This is a genomic window from Actinokineospora auranticolor, assembly GCF_002934265.1.
GTDB lineage: Bacteria > Actinomycetota > Actinomycetes > Mycobacteriales > Pseudonocardiaceae > Actinokineospora > Actinokineospora auranticolor.
The window spans coordinates 432,165-450,933 of record NZ_PTIX01000002.1 but is presented as its reverse complement, the minus strand read 5'-3'; the positions used below and the strand labels follow the sequence as shown (position 1 = coordinate 450,933).

General features: G+C 72.5%; 19 protein-coding genes and 1 pseudogene. 9 read left to right on the top strand and 11 right to left on the bottom strand.

What is annotated here, in order from left to right:
- Nucleotides 1-193: 193 nt before the first annotated feature.
- A complete protein-coding gene (locus CLV40_RS05490; protein ID WP_104477550.1) occupies nt 194-2,437 on the bottom strand; it encodes a helicase-associated domain-containing protein in 2,244 nt (747 codons plus the stop codon).
- Nucleotides 2,438-2,514: 77 nt separating this feature from the next.
- Here CLV40_RS05490 and CLV40_RS05485 point away from each other — a divergent pair, with 77 nt between their 5' ends.
- The 4 genes from CLV40_RS05485 to CLV40_RS05470 all read left to right on the top strand — a co-directional run bounded on the left by CLV40_RS05485 (nt 2,515) and on the right by CLV40_RS05470 (nt 5,651).
- The gene (locus CLV40_RS05485; RefSeq protein WP_104477548.1) at nt 2,515-2,697 is read left to right on the top strand and encodes a hypothetical protein; all 183 of its coding nucleotides are present in this window, start codon (nt 2,515-2,517) and stop codon (nt 2,695-2,697) included.
- Nucleotides 2,698-2,822: 125 nt separating this feature from the next.
- Complete coding sequence (locus tag CLV40_RS05480) at nt 2,823-4,208, top strand: NAD-dependent malic enzyme (RefSeq protein WP_104477546.1); 1,386 nt, start codon at nt 2,823-2,825, stop codon at nt 4,206-4,208.
- Nucleotides 4,209-4,269: 61 nt separating this feature from the next.
- Complete coding sequence (gene moaC / locus CLV40_RS05475; protein WP_181043340.1) at nt 4,270-4,746, top strand: cyclic pyranopterin monophosphate synthase MoaC; 477 nt, start codon at nt 4,270-4,272, stop codon at nt 4,744-4,746.
- On the top strand, nt 4,743-5,651 hold the full coding sequence (locus CLV40_RS05470; protein ID WP_104477542.1) for a molybdenum cofactor biosynthesis protein MoaE: 909 nt from the start codon (nt 4,743-4,745) through the stop codon (nt 5,649-5,651). Before moaC ends, CLV40_RS05470 begins: the two co-directional genes overlap by 4 nt.
- A gap of 3 nt (nt 5,652-5,654) precedes the next feature.
- On the opposite strand, the gene CLV40_RS05465 is transcribed toward CLV40_RS05470, so the two are convergent.
- From CLV40_RS05465 to moaA, 4 genes are all read right to left on the bottom strand, one after another.
- Nucleotides 5,655-6,017: a VOC family protein gene (locus tag CLV40_RS05465; protein WP_181043339.1), complete on the bottom strand. Its 363-nt coding sequence runs from the start codon at nt 6,015-6,017 to the stop codon at nt 5,655-5,657.
- Between the two features lie 135 nt (nt 6,018-6,152).
- Nucleotides 6,153-6,827, bottom strand: a complete 675-nt coding sequence (locus tag CLV40_RS05460) for a LysM peptidoglycan-binding domain-containing protein (protein WP_104477539.1) — start codon at nt 6,825-6,827, stop codon at nt 6,153-6,155.
- Nucleotides 6,828-7,267: 440 nt separating this feature from the next.
- A complete protein-coding gene (locus tag CLV40_RS05455; RefSeq protein ID WP_104477537.1) occupies nt 7,268-7,531 on the bottom strand; it encodes a MoaD/ThiS family protein in 264 nt (87 codons plus the stop codon).
- A gap of 107 nt (nt 7,532-7,638) precedes the next feature.
- The gene (gene moaA, locus CLV40_RS05450; protein ID WP_374065260.1) at nt 7,639-8,721 is read right to left on the bottom strand and encodes a GTP 3',8-cyclase MoaA; all 1,083 of its coding nucleotides are present in this window, start codon (nt 8,719-8,721) and stop codon (nt 7,639-7,641) included.
- 114 nt (nt 8,722-8,835) lie between these two features.
- Between moaA and CLV40_RS05445 the strand changes: the two genes are divergently transcribed.
- The 3 genes and pseudogenes from CLV40_RS05445 to CLV40_RS05435 form a co-directional block, all read left to right on the top strand.
- Nucleotides 8,836-9,267 carry a TOBE domain-containing protein gene (locus tag CLV40_RS05445; protein WP_104477533.1) on the top strand — a complete coding sequence of 144 codons (432 nt, stop codon included), beginning with the start codon at nt 8,836-8,838 and terminating at the stop codon, nt 9,265-9,267.
- A 9-nt stretch (nt 9,268-9,276) separates the two neighbouring features.
- On the top strand, nt 9,277-10,068 hold the full coding sequence (locus CLV40_RS05440) for an HAD-IIA family hydrolase (protein ID WP_104477531.1): 792 nt from the start codon (nt 9,277-9,279) through the stop codon (nt 10,066-10,068).
- Between the two features lie 98 nt (nt 10,069-10,166).
- Nucleotides 10,167-10,982 (top strand): annotated as a pseudogene (locus CLV40_RS05435) (metallophosphoesterase family protein); the annotation flags it as partial.
- Nucleotides 10,983-11,199: 217 nt separating this feature from the next.
- Here the strand turns inward: CLV40_RS05435 and CLV40_RS05430 are convergent.
- Together CLV40_RS05430 and CLV40_RS05425 are read right to left on the bottom strand one after the other, a co-directional pair.
- On the bottom strand, nt 11,200-13,572 hold the full coding sequence (locus CLV40_RS05430; protein WP_104477529.1) for a KAP family P-loop NTPase fold protein: 2,373 nt from the start codon (nt 13,570-13,572) through the stop codon (nt 11,200-11,202).
- A 4-nt stretch (nt 13,573-13,576) separates the two neighbouring features.
- Nucleotides 13,577-13,951 (bottom strand): YccF domain-containing protein, encoded by a 375-nt coding sequence (locus CLV40_RS05425; protein ID WP_104477527.1) that lies wholly within the window; start codon nt 13,949-13,951, stop codon nt 13,577-13,579.
- Between the two features lie 79 nt (nt 13,952-14,030).
- On the opposite strand from CLV40_RS05425, the gene CLV40_RS05420 reads away from it, so the two are divergent.
- Complete coding sequence (locus CLV40_RS05420) at nt 14,031-14,669, top strand: HAD family hydrolase (RefSeq protein WP_104477526.1); 639 nt, start codon at nt 14,031-14,033, stop codon at nt 14,667-14,669.
- Between the two features lie 38 nt (nt 14,670-14,707).
- Here CLV40_RS05420 and CLV40_RS05415 read toward each other — a convergent pair whose 3' ends face one another.
- Nucleotides 14,708-14,899: a hypothetical protein gene (locus CLV40_RS05415; RefSeq protein ID WP_104477524.1), complete on the bottom strand. Its 192-nt coding sequence runs from the start codon at nt 14,897-14,899 to the stop codon at nt 14,708-14,710.
- A gap of 210 nt (nt 14,900-15,109) precedes the next feature.
- Here CLV40_RS05415 and CLV40_RS05410 point away from each other — a divergent pair, with 210 nt between their 5' ends.
- On the top strand, nt 15,110-15,496 hold the full coding sequence (locus CLV40_RS05410) for a cold-shock protein (RefSeq protein WP_018682566.1): 387 nt from the start codon (nt 15,110-15,112) through the stop codon (nt 15,494-15,496).
- Nucleotides 15,497-15,503: 7 nt separating this feature from the next.
- Here the strand turns inward: CLV40_RS05410 and CLV40_RS05405 are convergent, their stop codons facing one another.
- The 3 genes from CLV40_RS05405 to CLV40_RS05395 form a co-directional block, all read right to left on the bottom strand.
- Nucleotides 15,504-15,974 carry a DUF2771 family protein gene (locus CLV40_RS05405; RefSeq protein WP_181043338.1) on the bottom strand — a complete coding sequence of 157 codons (471 nt, stop codon included), beginning with the start codon at nt 15,972-15,974 and terminating at the stop codon, nt 15,504-15,506.
- A gap of 10 nt (nt 15,975-15,984) precedes the next feature.
- Nucleotides 15,985-17,880 (bottom strand): MFS transporter, encoded by a 1,896-nt coding sequence (locus CLV40_RS05400; protein ID WP_104477520.1) that lies wholly within the window; start codon nt 17,878-17,880, stop codon nt 15,985-15,987.
- A gap of 75 nt (nt 17,881-17,955) precedes the next feature.
- Nucleotides 17,956-18,753, bottom strand: a complete 798-nt coding sequence (locus CLV40_RS05395) for a glutaminyl-peptide cyclotransferase (RefSeq protein ID WP_104477518.1) — start codon at nt 18,751-18,753, stop codon at nt 17,956-17,958.
- Nucleotides 18,754-18,769 lie beyond the last annotated feature (16 nt).

Below are 18,769 nucleotides of genomic sequence, written 5' to 3'. Positions count from 1 at the left end.
GGGGAGTGCCGCTTGAGTGGGTAGGTGGGTTCGGTTGGCGGGGCTGGGGAAGTTGTGAGGAGGCTGCGGCAGGTGGGCGAGGGTGGCTTGGCGAGGTGGTTGGAGCCGCCAGGCCGAAAAGGGAGCTGGCCGTGGCTGCGACCAAAGGGTGAGTTGTCGCAAGGGGTGCCTGGGGCGAGCTGGGGTGTGAGGGTTAGGACTCGACCAAGGCCGCTGTGGTGATGCGGTGCAGTGGTACCCGCCGGATCTCGTCGGTTGACGGGTCGCGGCCTTCCAGTACGCCGCCGCCGATGCGCTGGGGTTCCAGGACTCGTTGGCTGGCCACGCCGTGGGCGTCGACCACGCCGACCCAGACCGCTTGTCCTGCGCGAGCGGCTTCTTGGAGCAGGGCCATGGTTTGTGCCGTGTTCGCGCCCGCGCCCGCCGACGCGGTGACCGATCGGCCCCGCTTGCTGTCCGCCGCGCGGTCGCCCGCCCGCATGGCCAGGACCATGTCCGAGACCTGTTCGTCGTCCGGTTGGCGGCTGGCCACCTTGCGCACCGCGCGGACCGGGGCCTGGATCCGTCGGCCGGTGGGGCGCAGGTCGACGACCTGGCCCTCGTTGTCCTCCGCCGCGGGCGCGAACCCCAAGGCCCGCAGCTCGTCCAGGATTTCCAGCAGCGGCAGGGGGCTGACCAGGACCGTTGGCGCGATTTTGCGCAGTCGCAGGGGGGCCGCCGCGGCGGAGGCCGCCACCTCGGCGATCAGGGCCGGGTCGTCGCAGCGCAGGAAGGACGTGGCGGCGCCGCCGCGCAGCCTGCCGTGGCGGCGGGCCACGTCGTCGATCATGTAGGTCAGGGACTGCGGGACCGGGGTCTTCGACTTGGTGCGGAACAGGTCGTGCAGGTCCCCGGCGGTGCGGCCCGCGTCCAGCGCGCGGCGGACCGTGGACTCGCTGACCCGGTAGACCGTCGCGCTGCCCGCCGACTCCACGTCCGCGACCTCGTTGACCAGTGCCGCCAGGTGCGGCTCCAGCGGGCCGGGGGCGACGACCGTCAGGTCCGCCTGCACCAGCACGTGGTCGATCGGCTCCGGCAGCGCCTCCGCCATCCGCTTGGCCGCGGCCGCCGCGCCCTCCTCCAGCAGGGCGCGGCCCGGGCCGGTCAACGCGCCCAGGGCGACGATGCCCAACGCCGTCGCCTCGGTCAGGGTCCAGCGCACGACCTCGTCGCGCAGCCGCCCGCCGCGCCGGGGGGCGCGCCAGGCCAGCAGGGCGGCCAGGTCGTCGGGGTCGGTGACGCCGGTGCCGGGTTTCAGGTCCGCGAGCACCCGCAGGACCCGGGCGCGCTCCAGCGGCGCCACCGGGCGGCGAAGGTCCTCCGACAACGGGGCGAGCAGCCGCTCCTTCGCGTCGCGGTGGCCGCCGATGCCCGGGAGCCGGGGCAGGTCGAGCCACGCCGAGGCGAGGGCCGCCCACCGGTTGGCGGGGGAGGCGGTCAGCCACACGTCGCTGTGGTGGGTGGGGACGTACTCGGGGTTGGCGGACTCGTTGTCGGCCACCAGGGACGCGCCGACGGCCACCTCCACCAGGACGATCGCCTCGCGCTCGCCGATGTCCATGACCTTGGTGAGCTTGCGCAGGTCGCGCACGCCAAGACCGCCGGACTTGAGCACCGGGGGCGGGTCGTCGGACCACATGCGCAGCAGGGTCTCGGTGTGCCGGATGATCTCCAGCGTCGCGCCCGCCCCGGTGGAGTCGACGGCCTTGTTGGCCTTGGTGCGCAGCGCGGGCTCTTCGAGGACAGGCGCCCGCGCGCCCTTCAGCACCAGACCGACCTGCTGGGGGAGTTCGACGGTGTTGGCGTCCACGCGCGTGAGGAGCCCCCGGGCCAAGAGGCGCTGGATGGGGGTCTTGGCCTCATCGAGGGTCGGTACGGTCGCCGCATCCCGGGTGTTGCCTATAGGGCCGTTGGTCGACAGACGCGTCAAGATGCCGCGTTCGTCCTCGGGTAGCGCCAACAGCGCAGCTGCGATGTCCACACCGTCCAGGGCCGCCGACGGCCTACCGAGCCCGGTGGGGACAAGACCGCCCGCCTCCCGCGCAGCGGGCACCAGCGACACCGCGTTGTCGGGCCCCCAGGCGACGGCCAGCGACCGGAGCCGGTCCACCGCCTCCGCCAGCCGCATGGAGCTGACCTCGACACCGACATCGAGCCCGATGGCGCTAACCGGCGCACGGTCGGCACCGAGTGCCAAGAGCGCGTCGAGCACCACAAGGGTGAACGTGTCGAGCCCCTCGGCGGCCCGCGCCACCGAGGCCCGCGACGCCGCCCGGGTGGCCAGCACCGAGGTGTCGGCCGGACGGGGGGTGGCCAGGTCGGGGCGCGCCCGCAGCACCGCCGCCAGGTAGGCGTCATCCTGGGTGCGCAGCCAGTCGGTGAGCGTGGTGCCGGACACCCTGACCACGGTATACGGCCGCCCGGTCCGATAGCCTCATGAGGCACGCGCGGGTGTGCGTGAGCCGAGGAGGAGCCGTGGGCAAGACCGCCAAGACCGACCGCATCGACCCGACCTGGGCGGGCGACGACGACAAGGGCTCCCACCCGGTCACCGAGCTCACCTCCGACCGCCAGGGCGCGCTGTCCCCGTTCGGCGACATCACGTTCCCGCTGGAGACGATCCCGTACGTGCACCCGGAGACCAAGATCAACCGCTGAGGTCGTTCGGCCGTCCCGCGTCTCGACCGGCCAGGCACCCGTGCGCACCCGGCTCAAGGGCTGTGCGCCACGGGGCTAGGCTTTCCGGGTAAATCTGTGAATTGCAACCCACCCCGGAGAGTCGCATGCCCGTTCCCGGTCCCGGTTACTCGATCACCGTCCGGGTCGAGGCGCCGCCGTCGGCGAGCGCGGCCGGGGACCTGACCAGCGCGGTGGGCCGGGTCGGCGGTGTGATCACGGCGTTCGACGTCGTCGAGTCGCACAGCGACCGGGTGGTCGTCGACATCACCTGCAACGCGATGTCCGCCAACCACGCGCGCGACATCACCGAGGCGCTGGAGTCGCTGCCCGGGGTCGCGGTGCGGAAGGTGTCCGACCGGACCTTCCTCATGCACCTCGGCGGCAAGATCGAGGTCACCGCCAAGGTCGCGCTCCGCAACCGCGACGACCTCTCCCGGGCGTACACCCCGGGTGTCGCCCGGATCTGCCAGGCCATCGCCGAGAACCCGGACGACGCGCGCCGCCTCACCATCAAGCGCAACACCGTCGCCGTGGTCACCGACGGGTCCGCCGTGCTCGGGCTGGGCAACCTCGGCCCGGCCGCCGCGTTGCCGGTGATGGAGGGCAAGGCCGCGCTGTTCAAGAAGTTCGCCGGGGTCGACGCCTGGCCGGTGTGCCTGGACACCCAGGACACCGAGGAGATCATCCGGGCCGTCGAGCTGATCGCGCCGGTCTACGGCGGCATCAACCTCGAGGACATCGCCGCCCCCCGCTGCTTCGAGATCGAGGCGCGGCTGCGCGACAAGCTGAACATCCCCGTCTTCCACGACGACCAGCACGGCACCGCGATCTGCGTGGTCGCGGCCCTGCGCAACGCGCTGCGCGTGGTCGGCAAGGACATGTCAGCCGTCCGCATCGTGGTCTGCGGGGTCGGCGCGGCCGGGTCGGCCATCATCCGGCTGCTGTCCCAGCGCGGACCGGCCGACATCATCGCCGTCGACATCGACGGGATCGTGCACCGCGGCCGCGAGAACATGGACGCCAACATGGCGTGGGTCGCGGCCAACACCAACCGGGCCGACGTCTCAGGCCGCCTGCACGACGCCCTGGTCGGGGCGGACGTGTTCATCGGCGTCTCCGCGCCCAACCTCTTCGGCGCCGACCAGGTCGCCACCATGGCCGAGGGCGCCGTGGTGTTCGCGCTGGCCAACCCCGACCCGGAGATCGACCCGCTGGAGGCGCAGAAGCACGCCGCCGTGGTCGCCACCGGCCGCTCGGACTACCCGAACCAGATCAACAACGTGCTGGCCTTCCCCGGCGTCTTCCGCGGCCTGCTCGACGCCCAGGCGCACGGCATCACCGACGCCATGCTGCTCGCCGCGGCCGACGCGCTCGCCGACATCGTCGACGGCGACCGGCTCAACCCGTCGTTCATCGTGCCGAGCGTGTTCGACGCCGCGGTCGCCCCGGCCGTCGCCGAAGCCGTGCGCAAGGCCGCCACGGCGGGCTGACCCGCTCGACCCGCCCCCGCTGTGCCCGTGTCCCACCCTCCCGCCCACTAGCATCGGTGGGGTGGGCGAGTTGAGCCATGTGGACGACACGGGCGCGGCGCGGATGGTCGACGTCACCGCCAAGGACATCACCGACCGGATCGCGGTCGCCAGCGGCGTGCTGCGCACCACGAGAGCGGTCGTCGACCTGCTCCGCCGCGACGGCCTGCCCAAGGGCGACGCGCTGGCCACCGCGCGCATCGCCGGGATCATGGGCGCCAAGCGCACGCCCGAGCTGATCCCGCTGTGCCACCCGCTGCCGCTCTCCGGCGCCAAGATCGACCTCGTCCTGGTCGAGGACGAGGTCCGGATCACCGCGACGGTCCGCACCACCGGCCGCACCGGCGTGGAGATGGAGGCGCTGACCGCCGTGGCGGTGTCCGGTCTGACCCTGCACGACATGGTCAAGGCCGTCGACCCGGCCGCGGTGCTCGACGCCATCCGCCTGGAGCGCAAGGACGGCGGCAAGTCCGGGACCTGGACCAGGGAGCAGGCATGACCCGCCACGCCCGCGTCGTCACCGCGTCCAACCGCGCGGCGAGCGGTGTCTACGAGGACAAGACCGGCCCCGTGATCGTCGCCTGGCTGCGCGACCGCGGCTACGAGACCCCGGACGCCGCCGTCGTCCCCGACGGCGAGCCGGTCGAACGCGCCCTGCGCGCGGCGGTGGGCGTCGACGTCGTCATCACGACCGGCGGCACCGGTATCAGCCCGACCGACCGCACCCCCGAGGCCACCCGGGCGGTCATCGACCACGAGGTCCCCGGCCTGGCCGACGCCATCCGCGCCGCCGGGCTGCCCAAGGTCCCGACCGCGGTGCTGTCCCGTGGGGTCGCGGGGGTCGCGGGCCGCACCCTGGTCGTGAACCTGCCGGGGTCGACCGGCGGGGTGCGGGACGGGCTGGGCGTGCTCGACGCGGTCCTGTCCCACGCCGTCGACCAGCTCCGCGGCGGCGACCACCCCAGGACCCCGACGCCCGCCGGGGCGCTCGTCGCCCGCGCGGACGTCAGCGAGTCCCCGATCTCGGTCGAGGAGCACGCGGAACTGGTGGAGAACGCGGCCGCGGGCGCGGTCGTCACGTTCGCGGGCGTCGTCCGGGACCACGACCGCGGCCGCTCGGTCCACGGGCTGACCTACGAGGGGCACCCCGGCGCGAAAGACGTCATCGCGGAGGTGGCCGCGGACATCGCGGCGATTCCCGGGGTCCGCGCCATCGCGGTGAGCCACCGGATCGGTCCACTGGCCATCGGGGACGTCGCACTGGCCTGCGCGGTCTCGGCGGACCACCGGGCGGAAGCGTTCGCGGTGTGCGCGCGGCTGGTCGACGAGGTCAAGGCGCGGCTGCCGATCTGGAAGCACCAGCGCTTCGCCGACGGCACCGACGAGTGGGTCAACTGCCCGTAGGCGTCAGTTCCGGACCCACAGGCAGAACGGGTGCCCGGCGGGGTCGAGGAACACCCGCACGTCCTCCTGCGGCTGGAACTCGGCCAGCACCGCACCCTCGGCCAGCGCCTTGGCCCCGGCCGCGCGCAGGTCCGCGACCTCGATGTCCAGGTGCGCCATCATCTGCTGCCGCCCGCCGCGCGTCGGCCAGGTCGGCGCCACGTACGCGGGCTCGGTCTGGAAGGAGAGCCCGGTCCCGCCGCCGGGCGGCCGCAGGGTCACCCAGTCCGCCTCGTCCGCACCGCGGGGCCAGCCGAGGAGGCGCTGGTAGAAGCCCGCCAGCTCCTGGGCGTCCCGGGAGTCGAGCACGGAGGCGGTCAGGGTCATCCACGGTCTAGATCCCATACCGCCAGGCTAGGTCGGTTCCGGAGGCCGCACCGAATGGCCCCTGACAACGGCTCGGCCCCCGCCGCTCCAACAGGGCAGGAGCGGCGGGGGCCGGGAAACGAGCCGGTAAGGCGCTTACTTGGTGGCGATCTTCTGACCCACCAGGATCAGGTTCGGGTCACCGATGAAGTCCTTGTTCTTCTCGTGCAGCGACTGCCAGCCGCCCGAGACACCCTGCTGGGTGGCGATCTTGGACAGCGTGTCGCCCGCGACCACGGTGTAGTCGCCGTTCGGGTTCGACTTCGACACGGCGGCGGTCGTCGCGGCCACGGGGGCCACCGCGACCGGAGCGGTCCGGGTCTCGGTCTTCGGCGCGGTCTTGGTGACCTTCTTCGGCGCCGTCGCCTGCTTCTTGGCGGGGGCGGCGGCCTTCTTGGGCGCGGAAGCCGACTTGGCCGACCCGCCCTTCTTGCCGCACACGGGCCACGCGCCGATGCCCTGGGTCTTGAGCACGTTCTCCGCAACGCGGATCTGCTCGTCGCGAGAGGCGTTGTGGGCGCTGCCCGAGCCGCCGTTCGCCTTCCAGGTGCTGGGGGTGAACTGCAAGCCGCCGTAGTACCCGTTACCGGTGTTGATGTTCCAGTTGCCGCCGCTCTCGCACTGGGCCACAGCGTCCCAGTTGACGGACTCGGCGGAGGCGGGGGTCGCGGCGATCGCCATCGGGGCACCGACCGCGACGCCTGCGACGACGACGCGAGCGATGGTGCGCTGGGCGGCGGTCTGCTTGCGGTGCTTGCCACGGTAGGACATTTGGGTCTCTCCTCCCGCGCCTGCGCTTGCCGCGCTGTGGGTTGGACCTCGTGGGCCCGACCGACCGGAGTCGGCCACCGCGTCGCGCACCGGGGTGCTCGTCGTGGTCCCTCGCCCCTGTCCGAGAGTTCGCTTTCGCTCGGGGTTGGTTCCCGAGAGCCCGCCGAACAGGGTTTGGCGCTGCGAACTCCCGGGTCTAGCGCGGCTGGTCGGGGCCAGCCGGAAGCGACGGTACGTAACGGTGAGGGGATTGGAAAACTCCACGGGGCGTGACCGTCGTCACAGTAACGGCGCGCAACCTTCCGCGATCCCTGGCGTTTAGCCAGGTCAGCGCGTCGCACCGGGCTGTTATTTGGCCGTGTCCAACCCGAGATAAATAACCGTCGGTGAGTTCTGGCTCACGTCTGTTCCCCGGGTACTAGGCCAACTGGGAACGGCCATCACCCGCCCGCGAATGGCGGCAGGACGTCGAGTCCGGTGCCGTGCGGCACCGGGGTGGCGCGGTCGCGCACGGCGACGCCGTCGAGCAGGAAACTGGCCGCGGCGAGCACCCGCGCGAGCCCGTCGCCGTGCCGGGCCGCGATGCTCGTCACGGCGTCCGCGACGGTCGCCCCGTGGGGCAGCGAGACCTCTTCTTCGTGCACGCCCGCGGCCGCGCGCGCGCCCGCGAAATACCGCACCCTCACGACCGTGTTCACACCCACCCCACCCCACCGCCTCTCCGGAGAAGTTCCCTCGTTCGGCCCCGCCCGGTTTCGCCCGTTCGGGTTACGGCCGGACCCGGGTCCGGCCGCCGATCGCGCCGAGTGGACTACCCGCCGATCGCGCTCATCGGGCGGATCGGCTGGGCGAACCCGGCCTCGTTGATCTCGTGCCCGGCGAGCTTGGCCCACATCGTGGCCCGCCACCGCCGGGCGACCTCCTCGTCGGGCAGCCCCGCGCGCAGCGGCGCCCGCAGGTCGGTCTCGGTCTGGCTGAACAGGCACGACCGCAGTTGGCCGTCCGCGGTCAGCCGGGTGCGGTCGCAGTCGCCGCAGAACGGCCGGGTCACCGACGCGATCACGCCGACCTCGCCGGGGCCGCCGTCGACCAGCCACCGCTCGGCGGGCGCGGCGCCGCGCGGGCGCGGGCTCGGCGTGAGCTCGAACTCGCGGCCCAGCGCGGTGAGGATCTCCGCGGCGGTGATCATCTCGGCGCGGTCCCAGCCGTGCTGCGCGTCGAGCGGCATCTGCTCGATGAAGCGCAGGTGGTAGCCGTGGTCGAGGCAGTAGCGCAGCAGCGGCGCGGCCTCGTCGTCGTTGCGCCCGCGCACCAGCACCGCGTTGACCTTCACCGGGGTCAGCCCGGCGTCGCGGGCGGCGGCCAGGCCGTCGAGCACGTCGGCCAGCCGGTCCCGGCGGGTCAGCTCGGCGAACCGCTCCGGCCGCAGGGTGTCCAGCGACACGTTGATCCGGTCCAGGCCCGCTGCGGCCAGCGCGGGCGCGCGGGCGGCCAGGCCGATGGCGTTGGTGGTCATGGAGATCCGCGGTCGCGGGGCCAGCGCGGCGGTCGCGGCGATGATCCCCTCGACGCCGCGCCGCAGGGTCGGCTCGCCGCCGGTGAACCGCACGTTGGTGACCCCGAGGCGCTCGACCGCGATCCGGACCAGCCGGACCACCTCGTCGTCGGTCAGCCGGTCCGCCCGGGGCATCCAGTCCAGCCCCTCGGCGGGCATGCAGTATGTGCAGCGGAGGTTGCACCGGTCGGTCAGCGAGACCCGCAGATCGGTCGCGACCCGGCCGAAGCGGTCGACCAGCAGTGGGGAATCCGGTCTCGGCGGGGCCCCCGGCGCCGACGCGGGGTCCTGCGCCCCAGTGCCGCGGATGCCGGGAAACCCGAGGTCAACGGCTGTCACCCGATCCAGGGTAGCCCTCGTCGCCGACCCGGTGGACACCCGGCGCGAGCGGTAGCTCACCATTCACCTCACACCGGGCAGCCGCGCCGCAGCTGCGGAACTAATGTCTCTGCCATGCCGTATTTCAGGGTCGCCGAGGCCGCCCGGCTGCTGGGGGTCAGCGACGACACCGTGCGCCGCTGGGTCGAGCAGGGGCACCTCGCCGCCGAGGTGGACGGCGCGGGCCGCAAGGTCGTCGACGGCGCGGTGCTCGCCGCGTTCGCCCGCGCGCAGGCCACCGAGGTGCCGGACCCGACCGGGGTCGGCCGCTCGGCCCGCAACCGGTTCGTCGGGTTGGTCACCGAGGTCAAGGCCGACGCGGTGATGGCCCAGGTCGAGTTGCAGTGCGGCCCGCACCGGGTGGTGTCGCTGATGAGCACGGAGGCGGTGCGCGAGCTGGAGCTGGTCCCGGGGTCGCTGGCGGTGGCGCTGGTCAAGGCCACGCAGGTGATCGTGGAGACACCGGACCGAGTGGTCCAGTCCACTCGGCACCCGGCGGCTGGGTAGCCTCTCGCCATGAGCGGCCGGTGGACCTACCTGATGGACATGGACGGGGTGCTGGTGCACGAGGAGCACCTCATCCCGGGCGCGGACGTGCTGATCAGCGAGCTGACCGCCGCCGCGACGCCCTTCCTGGTGCTGACCAACAACTCCATCTACACCCCGCGCGACCTGCGCGCCCGGCTCCTGCGCACCGGCCTCGACGTGCCCGAGTCCGCGATCTGGACCTCGGCGCTGGCCACCGCGAAGTTCCTCGACACCCAGCGCCCCGGCGGCTCCGCCTTCGTCATCGGCGAGGCCGGGCTCACCACCGCGCTGCACCAGGTCGGGTACGTGCTCACCGACCGCGACCCCGACTACGTGGTGCTCGGCGAGACCCGCACCTACAGCTTCACCGCGATCACCCGGGCCATCCGGCTGATCGAGGAGGGTGCCCGGTTCATCGCGACGAACCCGGACGCCACCGGCCCCAGCCGCGAGGGCTCGCTGCCCGCGACCGGCTCCGTGGCCGCGCTGATCGAACGCGCCACCGGCCGCGCGCCCTACTACGTGGGCAAGCCGAACCCGTTGATGATGCGGTCCGCGCTGCGCGCGTTGGGGGCACACTCGGAGACGACGCTCATGATCGGCGACCGGATGGACACCGACGTGCGCAGCGGATTGGAGGCGGGGTTGCACACGATCCTGGTGCTGTCGGGGATCTCCGGGGCGCAGACCGCGGACCTGTTCCCGTACCGGCCCACGCTGGTGCTCGACTCGGTCGCCGACCTGGTCGGCCACACCGCCGACCCGTTCGCCCAGCGGTAGTTCGGCCGGGGGTGGGTGTGGTCACGTTCGGTATCCGCTGGCCGTCGGGCTTGGCGATCACTGCGCGTCGCCGTCGCGGCTCCCCTATCGTCGTCGCTGTGCAGCAGGACAGCCCCGAGGCGGACGGCGCGGGGGCGACCTACGTGGTCGGCGACGTGCACGGGCACCGCGACGAACTGCTCGACGCCCTGCGCGAAGCCGGCCTGGCCACCGCCGACGGCGAGTGGGCGGGCGGGTCGGACCACCTGTGGTTCCTCGGCGACTTCGTCGACCGCGGCCCGGACGGCATCGGTGTGATCGACCTGGTCCGGTCGCTGTCCGACAGCGCCGCCGCGGCGGGCGGCCGGGTGGAGACCCTGCTGGGCAACCACGAGATCCTGCTGCTGGGCATGCACCGCTTCGGCGACGAGGAGGTGCCGTCGGACTTCGGCCCGCGCAGCTTCGCCCGCAGCTGGCAGATGAACGGCGGCAAGGGCACCGACCAGGAGGCCCTGACCCCCGCCCACGTCGAGTGGCTGGTCAGCCGCCCGGTCCTGGCGCTGGTCGGCGACCACCTGCTGATGCACTCCGACACCACGGAGTACCTGGGCTGGGGCGTGGACATCCCGACGATCAACACCGCCGTCGAGGGCATCCTGCGCTCGGACGACATCAGCCAGTGGTGGGAGGTCTGGCGCCGGATGACCACCCGCTACGCGTTCCGCGGCCCCGACGGGGAGCAGGTGGCCCACGCGCTGCTCGCGGCCCTGGGCGGCGAGCAGATCGTGCACGGCCACAGCGTGATCGCCGACCAGCTCGGCATCCTGCCGACCGAGGTCGACGGGCCGCTGCGGTACGCGGGCGGCAAGGTGCTGGGCATCGACGCGGGCCTGTTCGTCGGCGGCCCGTGCCTGGTCGTGCGGCTGCCGTGGGAGTCGGCGACCGAGGAACCGGACGAGGCTGACCGACCGGTCTCCCCAGTGGAACCGAGCTCCGACGAGCCCGCGGCGGCCGACGAGCCCGATGAAGCCGTCGAGGTCGTTGACGCCGAGGAAGTCGTCGAAGCCGAGGACTCCGCGGAGGTTGAGGAACCCACCGAGGCTGCCGAGTCCGCCGAGTCGTCCGTGATCGACGAGCCCGAGAAGCCGGGGACTAGCGCAACCGCTGACTGAGCGCGGCGACGTTCACCGCGTCGAACTCCCGCAGGAGCGCCCGAATCCCGCTCGCCGCCTCCCGGTCGGAGTGGCCGAACCCGAGCCTGCCCACAACGGTGTCCCACTCGAGATCGTCGTCGACCGCGGCCGCTAAGAGACCAAGCCCACGTCCACCCCCAACGACCTTGCCGAGCGCGTCCTGGTACCCCGGCCACCGCGTCGCCAACTCCGCCACCGCGATCAACTCGCACGCCCGGTCCACCGACGGCGCCCCATCGGCCAACGTCACCACGCGCAGGTAGAACTGCCACACCGTGATGAGCCGCTTGTACTCACGGACCGTCCCGCTCTCCTGCGCCGCCAACCGCCGCCGCAACACGCCCCGCACCACCGGATGCCGCTCCAGCGGCACCGCCTCCACCGCGCTCGGCGCCTCGGCGACGACCGGCACCGCAGTCGCGGTGTCGGTCGTGGACAGGTCGTCGCGCACGTCGAGCTCGCGCATGGTTCCGCGCGCTTGGTGCTGGACCGGGCCGAGGTGGTGGTCGAGCACCGGGCCGGTGGCCTCCTCGGCGATGGCGGGCAACCGGACCGGGAGCTGCACGAGCTTGCGCAGGAACGTCCACCCCGGACTCGGGTCGTGCGGGTGCCGGACCCGGCCGCCGTCGGCGAGGTCCCGGTAGGAGTGGTCGATGTGCGCCGCGACGGTCCCCGGGTCGAGCCCGATGACGAACCGCGTGCGCGGCAGACCGCCGCAGATGAACACGTTGATCGCGCTCAGCACCTCCGCCGTGGTGTGCGGGAGGCAGCGGTCGAGGTCGTCGATGAACACCACGAGGTGCCTGCCCGCGCCCGCGAGTTCGCCGAGCAGCTCACCCACGTCGTGCTGCGTGAGGTAGAGGTACCCGGACCGCGCGTGGTAATACGGGTCGCGCACCGCCGGGTCCGTCGGTGGCGCGGTCTGGGTGAACGCCCCGCTGGTCAGCGGCCCGTGGAACAGCTCGCTGGGCAGGAAACTCGCCGCCCGGCCCCGGAAGAACCGGTAGGCGGTGTGCGTCAGCCCCGCGACCAGCAGCGCGGCGGGCAGCAGCACGAACCAGCCCGGGGTCAGTCCCAGGAACCGGCCGCTGGACTGGTCGCGGGCCAGCAGGCTCGCGACCGGGATGCCCAGCGCCAGGGTGCCCGCGGCCAGCAGCGGCGACCTGATCCGCCGCCAGATCGCGCGCCGCAGCCCGGGCCGGTCGATCTTGCCGAGGTTGCGGGTGAACCAGAACCGCTGCCGCGACTCGGCGTCCGGGTAGACCGCGTCCTCGACCGCCTTGGTCAACTCCCGTGCCAGCCCGGCCCAGACCTGCTGGTCGGACTGGTACAGCCACGAGTTGAACTCCACGACCACCGGTGTCGAACCGGGCCGCGGCTCGCGCGCGGGTTCCGGCGGTGGCCTGCGCAGCAGCGCGCAAGCCCGCGCCACGCGCAGCGGCGGGTCCGGCGGCGGTGCCGCGCAGGTGCCGGAGACTTCCCGCTTGACCAGGTCCAGCAGCGTGCTCTTGCCCGAACCCCACGGTCCCTCGATGGTGACCACCGTGGGCCCGCGGTCGTTGTCCGGTGGCTCGCGCAGGGTGTCGGCGAGCACGGTGACCAGGTGCGCGCGGTCCAGCAGGTCCCGATCCGCGCGCTGGTCGCCGAAGCCCCGGATGCGCACCGGGCCGAGCCGGTCGGCGGTGTGGTCGCGCGCCGCCGCGTTGCCGACGAACGGCAGGTCCTCCTCGCCCCACCCGGTCAGCACGGGCAGCTTCCAGTCGTCCCGCGCCATGTCCGCGATCAGGCGGTCCGCGACCTGCCGGAAGGTGAGGGTCGGGGGACCACCCTCGATGCCGTTGGTCAGCACGTCCGCCAGCCCCGCGCTGTAGGCGCTGCCCGCGGCGGCGAGCAGGTACCCGCGCGGCGCCACCCCCACGGGCGCGTGCCGGGCGTAGCCGGTTTCCAGCGCCAGGTACGCGGTTTCGACGTCGCTGCTCGCGATCGCGTTGGTGAGCACGCTGACCGGGAACCACGTCGAGGTGACCCCGGACACCGAGGAACCCTGGGCCAGGTGGGTTTCGCCGTCGAGGTGCGAGTGCCCGGAGTAGTAGACGAGCAGCCGCCGCGTCCCGGCCACGGCCCACGCGATGGCGGCCACGTAATCGGGGCGTTCCGGTTCGGTCACCACCAGTAGACGGTCCGGGGTGACGCCGCACCGGTCGAGCAGCGCACGGCGCACCCGGTGCACGCGGCTGGTGGACAGCGGCATGGGTGAGAGCCGGTCCTCGGCCGCGTACCCCGCGATGATCAGCAGGACGCGGCTGTCCGGGGCCGCCAACGCCAGGTCCACGCGCCTACGCCGTGGGCACGATCCGGGAACCCAGCGGGACCAGGGAGATCGGGATCATCTTGAAGTTGGCGATGCCCAGCGGGATGCCGATGATCGTGACGCACAGCAGCAAACCCGTCACGACGTGGCCCAGCGCCAGCCACCAGCCCGCGAAGACGATCCAGATGAGGTTGCCGATGGCGGAGCCCGCGCCCGCGTCGCGGCGGGGCTCGATGGTCCGGCCGAAGGGCCAGAGGGCGTAGTTGGCGATCCGGAAGGAGGCCAGGCCGAACGGGATGGTGATGATCAGCACGCAGCAGATCACCCCCGCGATGACGTACCCCACCGCCATCCAGAAGCCGCAGAAGAAGAGCCAGATCACGTTCAGCAGTAGGCGCACGTGATCAGTGTCGCGCAAGTGGGCGGGGGAGTGTGGTCCGCTCACTAGGATCGGGTGAGCGGAGAGGGGACGCGCGCACATGGGCCTGGCTGTCGGTTTCGACCTCGACATGACCCTGATCGACCCCCGGCCCGGCATGGTCGCCGCGATGGCGGCGCTGGCCGCGGAAACCGGTTTCGACCTCGACGGCGAGCACTTCGCGGCCAACCTCGGTCCGCCGCTGGAGGTGGCGTTCCGCGGATTCGCCGTACCGGAGGCGCGGATACCGGCGCTGGCCACCCGGTTCCGAGCCATGTACCCGGAGTACGTGGTTCCGGTCACCATCGCGCTACCCGGCGCGGGTGCCGCGCTGGAATCGGTGCGCGCCGCCGGTGGCCGCACATTGGTGGTGACCGGGAAATACGAGCCCAACGCCGCGCGGCACATTGCCCAGTTCGGTTGGCACGTCGACGCGCTGGTCGGTAACCGCTGGTCGGTGGCCAAGGCCGAGTCGCTGCGCGAACACGGCGCCGCGGTTTATGTCGGCGACCACGAAGGCGATATGGCGGGCGCGCGGGCGGCGGGCGCACTCGCGGTCGGCGTCACAACCGGCCCGTGCACGGCCGAACAACTGCGCGCCAGCGGGGCCGACGCGGTTCTGACGAGCCTCGAGGAATTCCCCGCCTGGCTATCCGAGTACCTCAATACCGGTGGTTACCAGTCCCAAAAGCCCTTGTAGCCACGAGGGAAATCCCTCTACCCTGGCGAATAAGTGATCTAGCGGTTGCGGACCAACCGGACCACACCCAGCACCAGACCGGCGGGCAAGGCCATCGACACCGCCCACAGCCAAGAGGCGTGCCGGTCGAACAGGCTCAGGGTGAAGATGGCCACAACCGCCAGCAAGCCGAGGCCGAACAGCAGGAAAGCGACGCGCATCGGCAGGTCGCGGTGGGTCTGGGCGGTCATGGGAACAGGATAAGCGCCCCGTTCGTTTCGACCACCGCGAAGGCGGTGGTAACGCCTGGGCGGGGCTGAGGCGACTCAACTGCCGAGCCTCGGCGTGGCCTAGGCTTGGGGGACGCGTCCAGGGTGTGCGCCCGGGGCGCGTTCGCTTTGCGCGGGCGATGGGTCCGCGGCGCGCGGGGCGAGGCGACGACGTAGGGAACGGTGAGTGCTGTGCCGACCGGCAAGGTCAAGTGGTACGACTCGGAGAAGGGCTTCGGGTTCGTCACGCAGGACGGGGGCGAGGACGTCTACGTCCGCGCGTCCGCGCTGCCCGCGGGGGTGTCCGGGCTCAAGGCCGGGCAGCGCATCGAGTTCGGCGTCGCCGACGGGCGCCGGGGGCCGCAGGCGCTCTCGGTCCGGCTCGTGGACGCGCCGCCGTCGGTCGTCGAGGCCAGGCGCCGTCCCGCCGAGGAGCTGCACGGCCTGGTCGAGGACATGATCAAGATGCTGGAGTCCACCGTCCAGCCCGACCTGCAGCGCGGTCGCTACCCCGACCGCAAGGTCACCAAGCGGATCGCCGAGGTCGTCCGCGCGGTCGCCCGCGAGCTCGACCCGTAACCGGCGGCTACTTCTTCCGGTCCAGGTCCCCCTGTAGCACCCACATGCCCGTCGTCGCGGGCCGGTTCGCGTCGGGGAAGGCGACCTTCTGCACGATGACCATCAGCAGCGTGTCGTCGTCCGACGGCAGGTCGAGGGTGAACGCGTGCTGCTTGGCCTGCGGGAAGAAGAGCTTGCTGCTGCCGTCGATGATCCGGCCCTCGCCGTTGGCGTAGGAGAACGTCACGCCCCAGGGGCTCTCGGAGATCTCCGACGGCACCGAGATCTGCACCGTCTTGCCCATGCGCATGCGCAGCGAGCCGAAGACCGGGGTCTTGCAGCCGCGCAGCACACCGTCGGGGCAGTTCGCGTTCACCGGTCCGACGGAGACGCTGTTGCCGTCGGAGTAGAAGGTCACCTCGGGCTTCGGCGGCGGGGCGCACCCGGCCACCACCGCGACGGTGACGCAGGTCAGGGCTGCGGTGAGGACTCGGCGCACGGGGCTGACCCTACGTGTCCTCACCGGCCGGTCGCGCCGCGGGCCGCGCGGGGCCGAAGCGGCGCAGCGCGGCTGCCGCGCTCGCCGCGCCCTGCCCGCCGAACCCGGGGATGAGCGAGCCGCCGCCGCGAGTCACCAGCGTCTGCGCCAGACCGACCCCCAGCATGATCGACACCACCAGGAAGCCGACCCACCAGATCGGCGGCAGCAGCACGCCGACCGCGCCGCCGAACACCCAGCCCAACTGCAGCACGGTCTCCGAGCGCCCGAACGCCGACGCCCGGGATTCCTCCGGCAGCTCGTCCTGGATCACCGCGTCGAGGCTGTTCTTCGCCAGCGCGCTCGCCACCGCGCCGACCAGGCCGACGACGGTGGCCGCGAAGATGCCCGCGGTGATCGTCGCCACGACCGTCGCGGCCAGCGCGCCGATGACGCAGCCGAGCACGAGCTGCTCGTGGTTGCGGACGTGCACCCGCGCCCCGATCGCGTTGCCCGCGAAGCTGCCCAGCCCCGCCGCGCCCGCGATCAGGCCGAGCAGCAGCAGCTGCTGGAACGGCTCGGCCTCGTTCTGCGCGCGCACGGCGAACGCGGCGAACATCATCAGGAACCCGGTGAGCACCCGGATCGTGCCGTTGCCCCACAGCGACACCACCACGTGCCTGCCCATGGGTCTGCGCTTGTTCGCCGTGGGCAGCGGCATCCGGGCGCTGATCGACGCGGGCACCTCGCCCTCGGTGACCTCCACCCAGGCGGGGATCTTCAACGCCTGCACGGCACCGACGCCGCAGATCAGGACCGTGAACCACAGGGCGCCGGGCGAGCCGAAGATGTTGGCGAACAACGCGGCGACACCACCCGCCGCGGCACCGGCCCCCAGGCCGAACACCGTCAACCGGGCGTTGGTCTTGGCCAGCGTGGTCTCCGGCGGCAGCACCCTCGGGGTGATCGCCGCCTTGAGCACGGTGAACGACTTGGACAGCACCATTTTCCCGAGCGCGGCCGGGTAGAGCATCCAGTCGTCGAAGTGCATCGCCATGATCAGGCACATCAGCGCCTGCCCGGCCGACGCCGCGCACATCGCCAGCCGCCTGCCGCGCTGGAGGCGGTCGAGCATCGGGCCGATGACCGGCGCCAGCAGCGCGAACGGGGCCACGGTGATCAGCAGGTAGAGCGCGACCTTGCCCTTGCTCTCGCCGCTGGCCGCGGAGAAGAACAGGGTGTTCGCCAGCGCCACGGCCATCGCCGCGTCACCGGCGTAGTTGAGCATCGTGGCGTAGGTCAGCGAGGTCAGGCCGGACTTGTCGGCGCCGTCGGCGTTCGCGGCCCTGCGGAACGCGGTCATCGCCTGGCTGGTCAGCTGCTTGCTGCGCAGCGCGGCCACGCGGGTGACGGTCAGCTTCTTCGGGTAGCGCGGCGGGGGCGGCTCGTCGCCCCGGTAGCGGTCGACCTCGGTCCGCTCGTGGCGGTCGCCCTCCTCGGGGTCACGACGGCGGTCGTAGCGGTCGTCGTACCGGTCTTCGCGCCTGTCGTCGCGGCGGTCTTCGTAGTAGCGGTCGTCGCGGCGGCGGTCGTCGTACCCGGTGCCGCTCCTGCGGGACTGGTCGTACGGGTGGTCGTCGTACTGGCCCCGGCCGTAGCGCTCGGGGTCTTGGTCGCCGTAGGTCTCGTAGCGCGACTCGGCGGGTTCCGCCATCCGCCTCGTCGTGGCGCGCGGCGGCGGCAGCGGGTCCGGCCTGCGGGGCGCGTGCGGGGGCACCGGGTTCTGCCGGGGGATCCCCTTGGTCGGCGGCTCCGGCTCCCGCCAGCTCGGCTGCTGGACGTTCGCCCAGCCCCGCTTCGCCTTGCGGCCCGAACGGCGGCCGGAGGGCGGCTGATCTGCGGGGTTGTTGCGAATCACGTCGTCCATCCTGCCGTACCCGGTGGCTGTCCGGGGGATCAAGCGGTCGTTGTTCCGACGTCGCCGGGGCTTGTCAGGTTTCTGTCACCGGGCGGCCGGGTCGAATCTGATCCGGAACAGGCGGGGCCACAGCTTGCCGGTCACGAGGAACTCATCGGTGCCGGGCACGGCGGCGATACCGTTGAGTACGTCCGCGTTCGCGCGTTCATCCGGTCGCAGTAGCCCGCTCAGGTCGGCCTCGGCCGTCACCGCGCCGGTGGCGGGGTCGATCCGCACGATCCGGTCGGTCTGCCAGACGTTGGCGTAGACCGCGCCGCCCGCGCACTCCAGCTCGTTGAGGTTGCGCACCGGGCCGTTGGCGTCGTGCACCCGCACGTCACCGACCTCGGCGAAGGTGCCCGGGTCGCGGAAGGCGAGCCGGTCGGTGCCGTCGCTCATGACCAACCGGCCACCGTCGTGGCACAGGCCCCAACCTTCACCCGTATAGGTGACTCGTCGGCGTTCGGCGAGGGTCGCCCGGTCGCGCTCGACGGCCACGCCGTCGCGCCAGGTGATCTGCCAGATCCGGTCGCCGACGACGGTGATGCCCTCGCCGAACATCTCGGCGGGCAGGTCGACGCTGCTCTGCACCGCCCCCGTGGCCGGGTCGACCGCGCGCACCTGCGACTTGCCCACCAGGCCCGTGCCCTCGTAGAGCACGCCGTCGGCCAGTTCGAGGCCCTGGGTGAAGGCGCCCTTGTCGTGCGAGACCTCGCCGAGGACCCGCGGCGTCAGCACGGTTGCGCCCGCTGCCGGTGCGGGTGTGGGAGAAGCGGAGGAACAACCCGCGGCCAAGCAGCCGAGCACGGCGGTGGTGATCGAGGCGATCGAGCGGGCGCGCACCCCACAAGCGTGACAC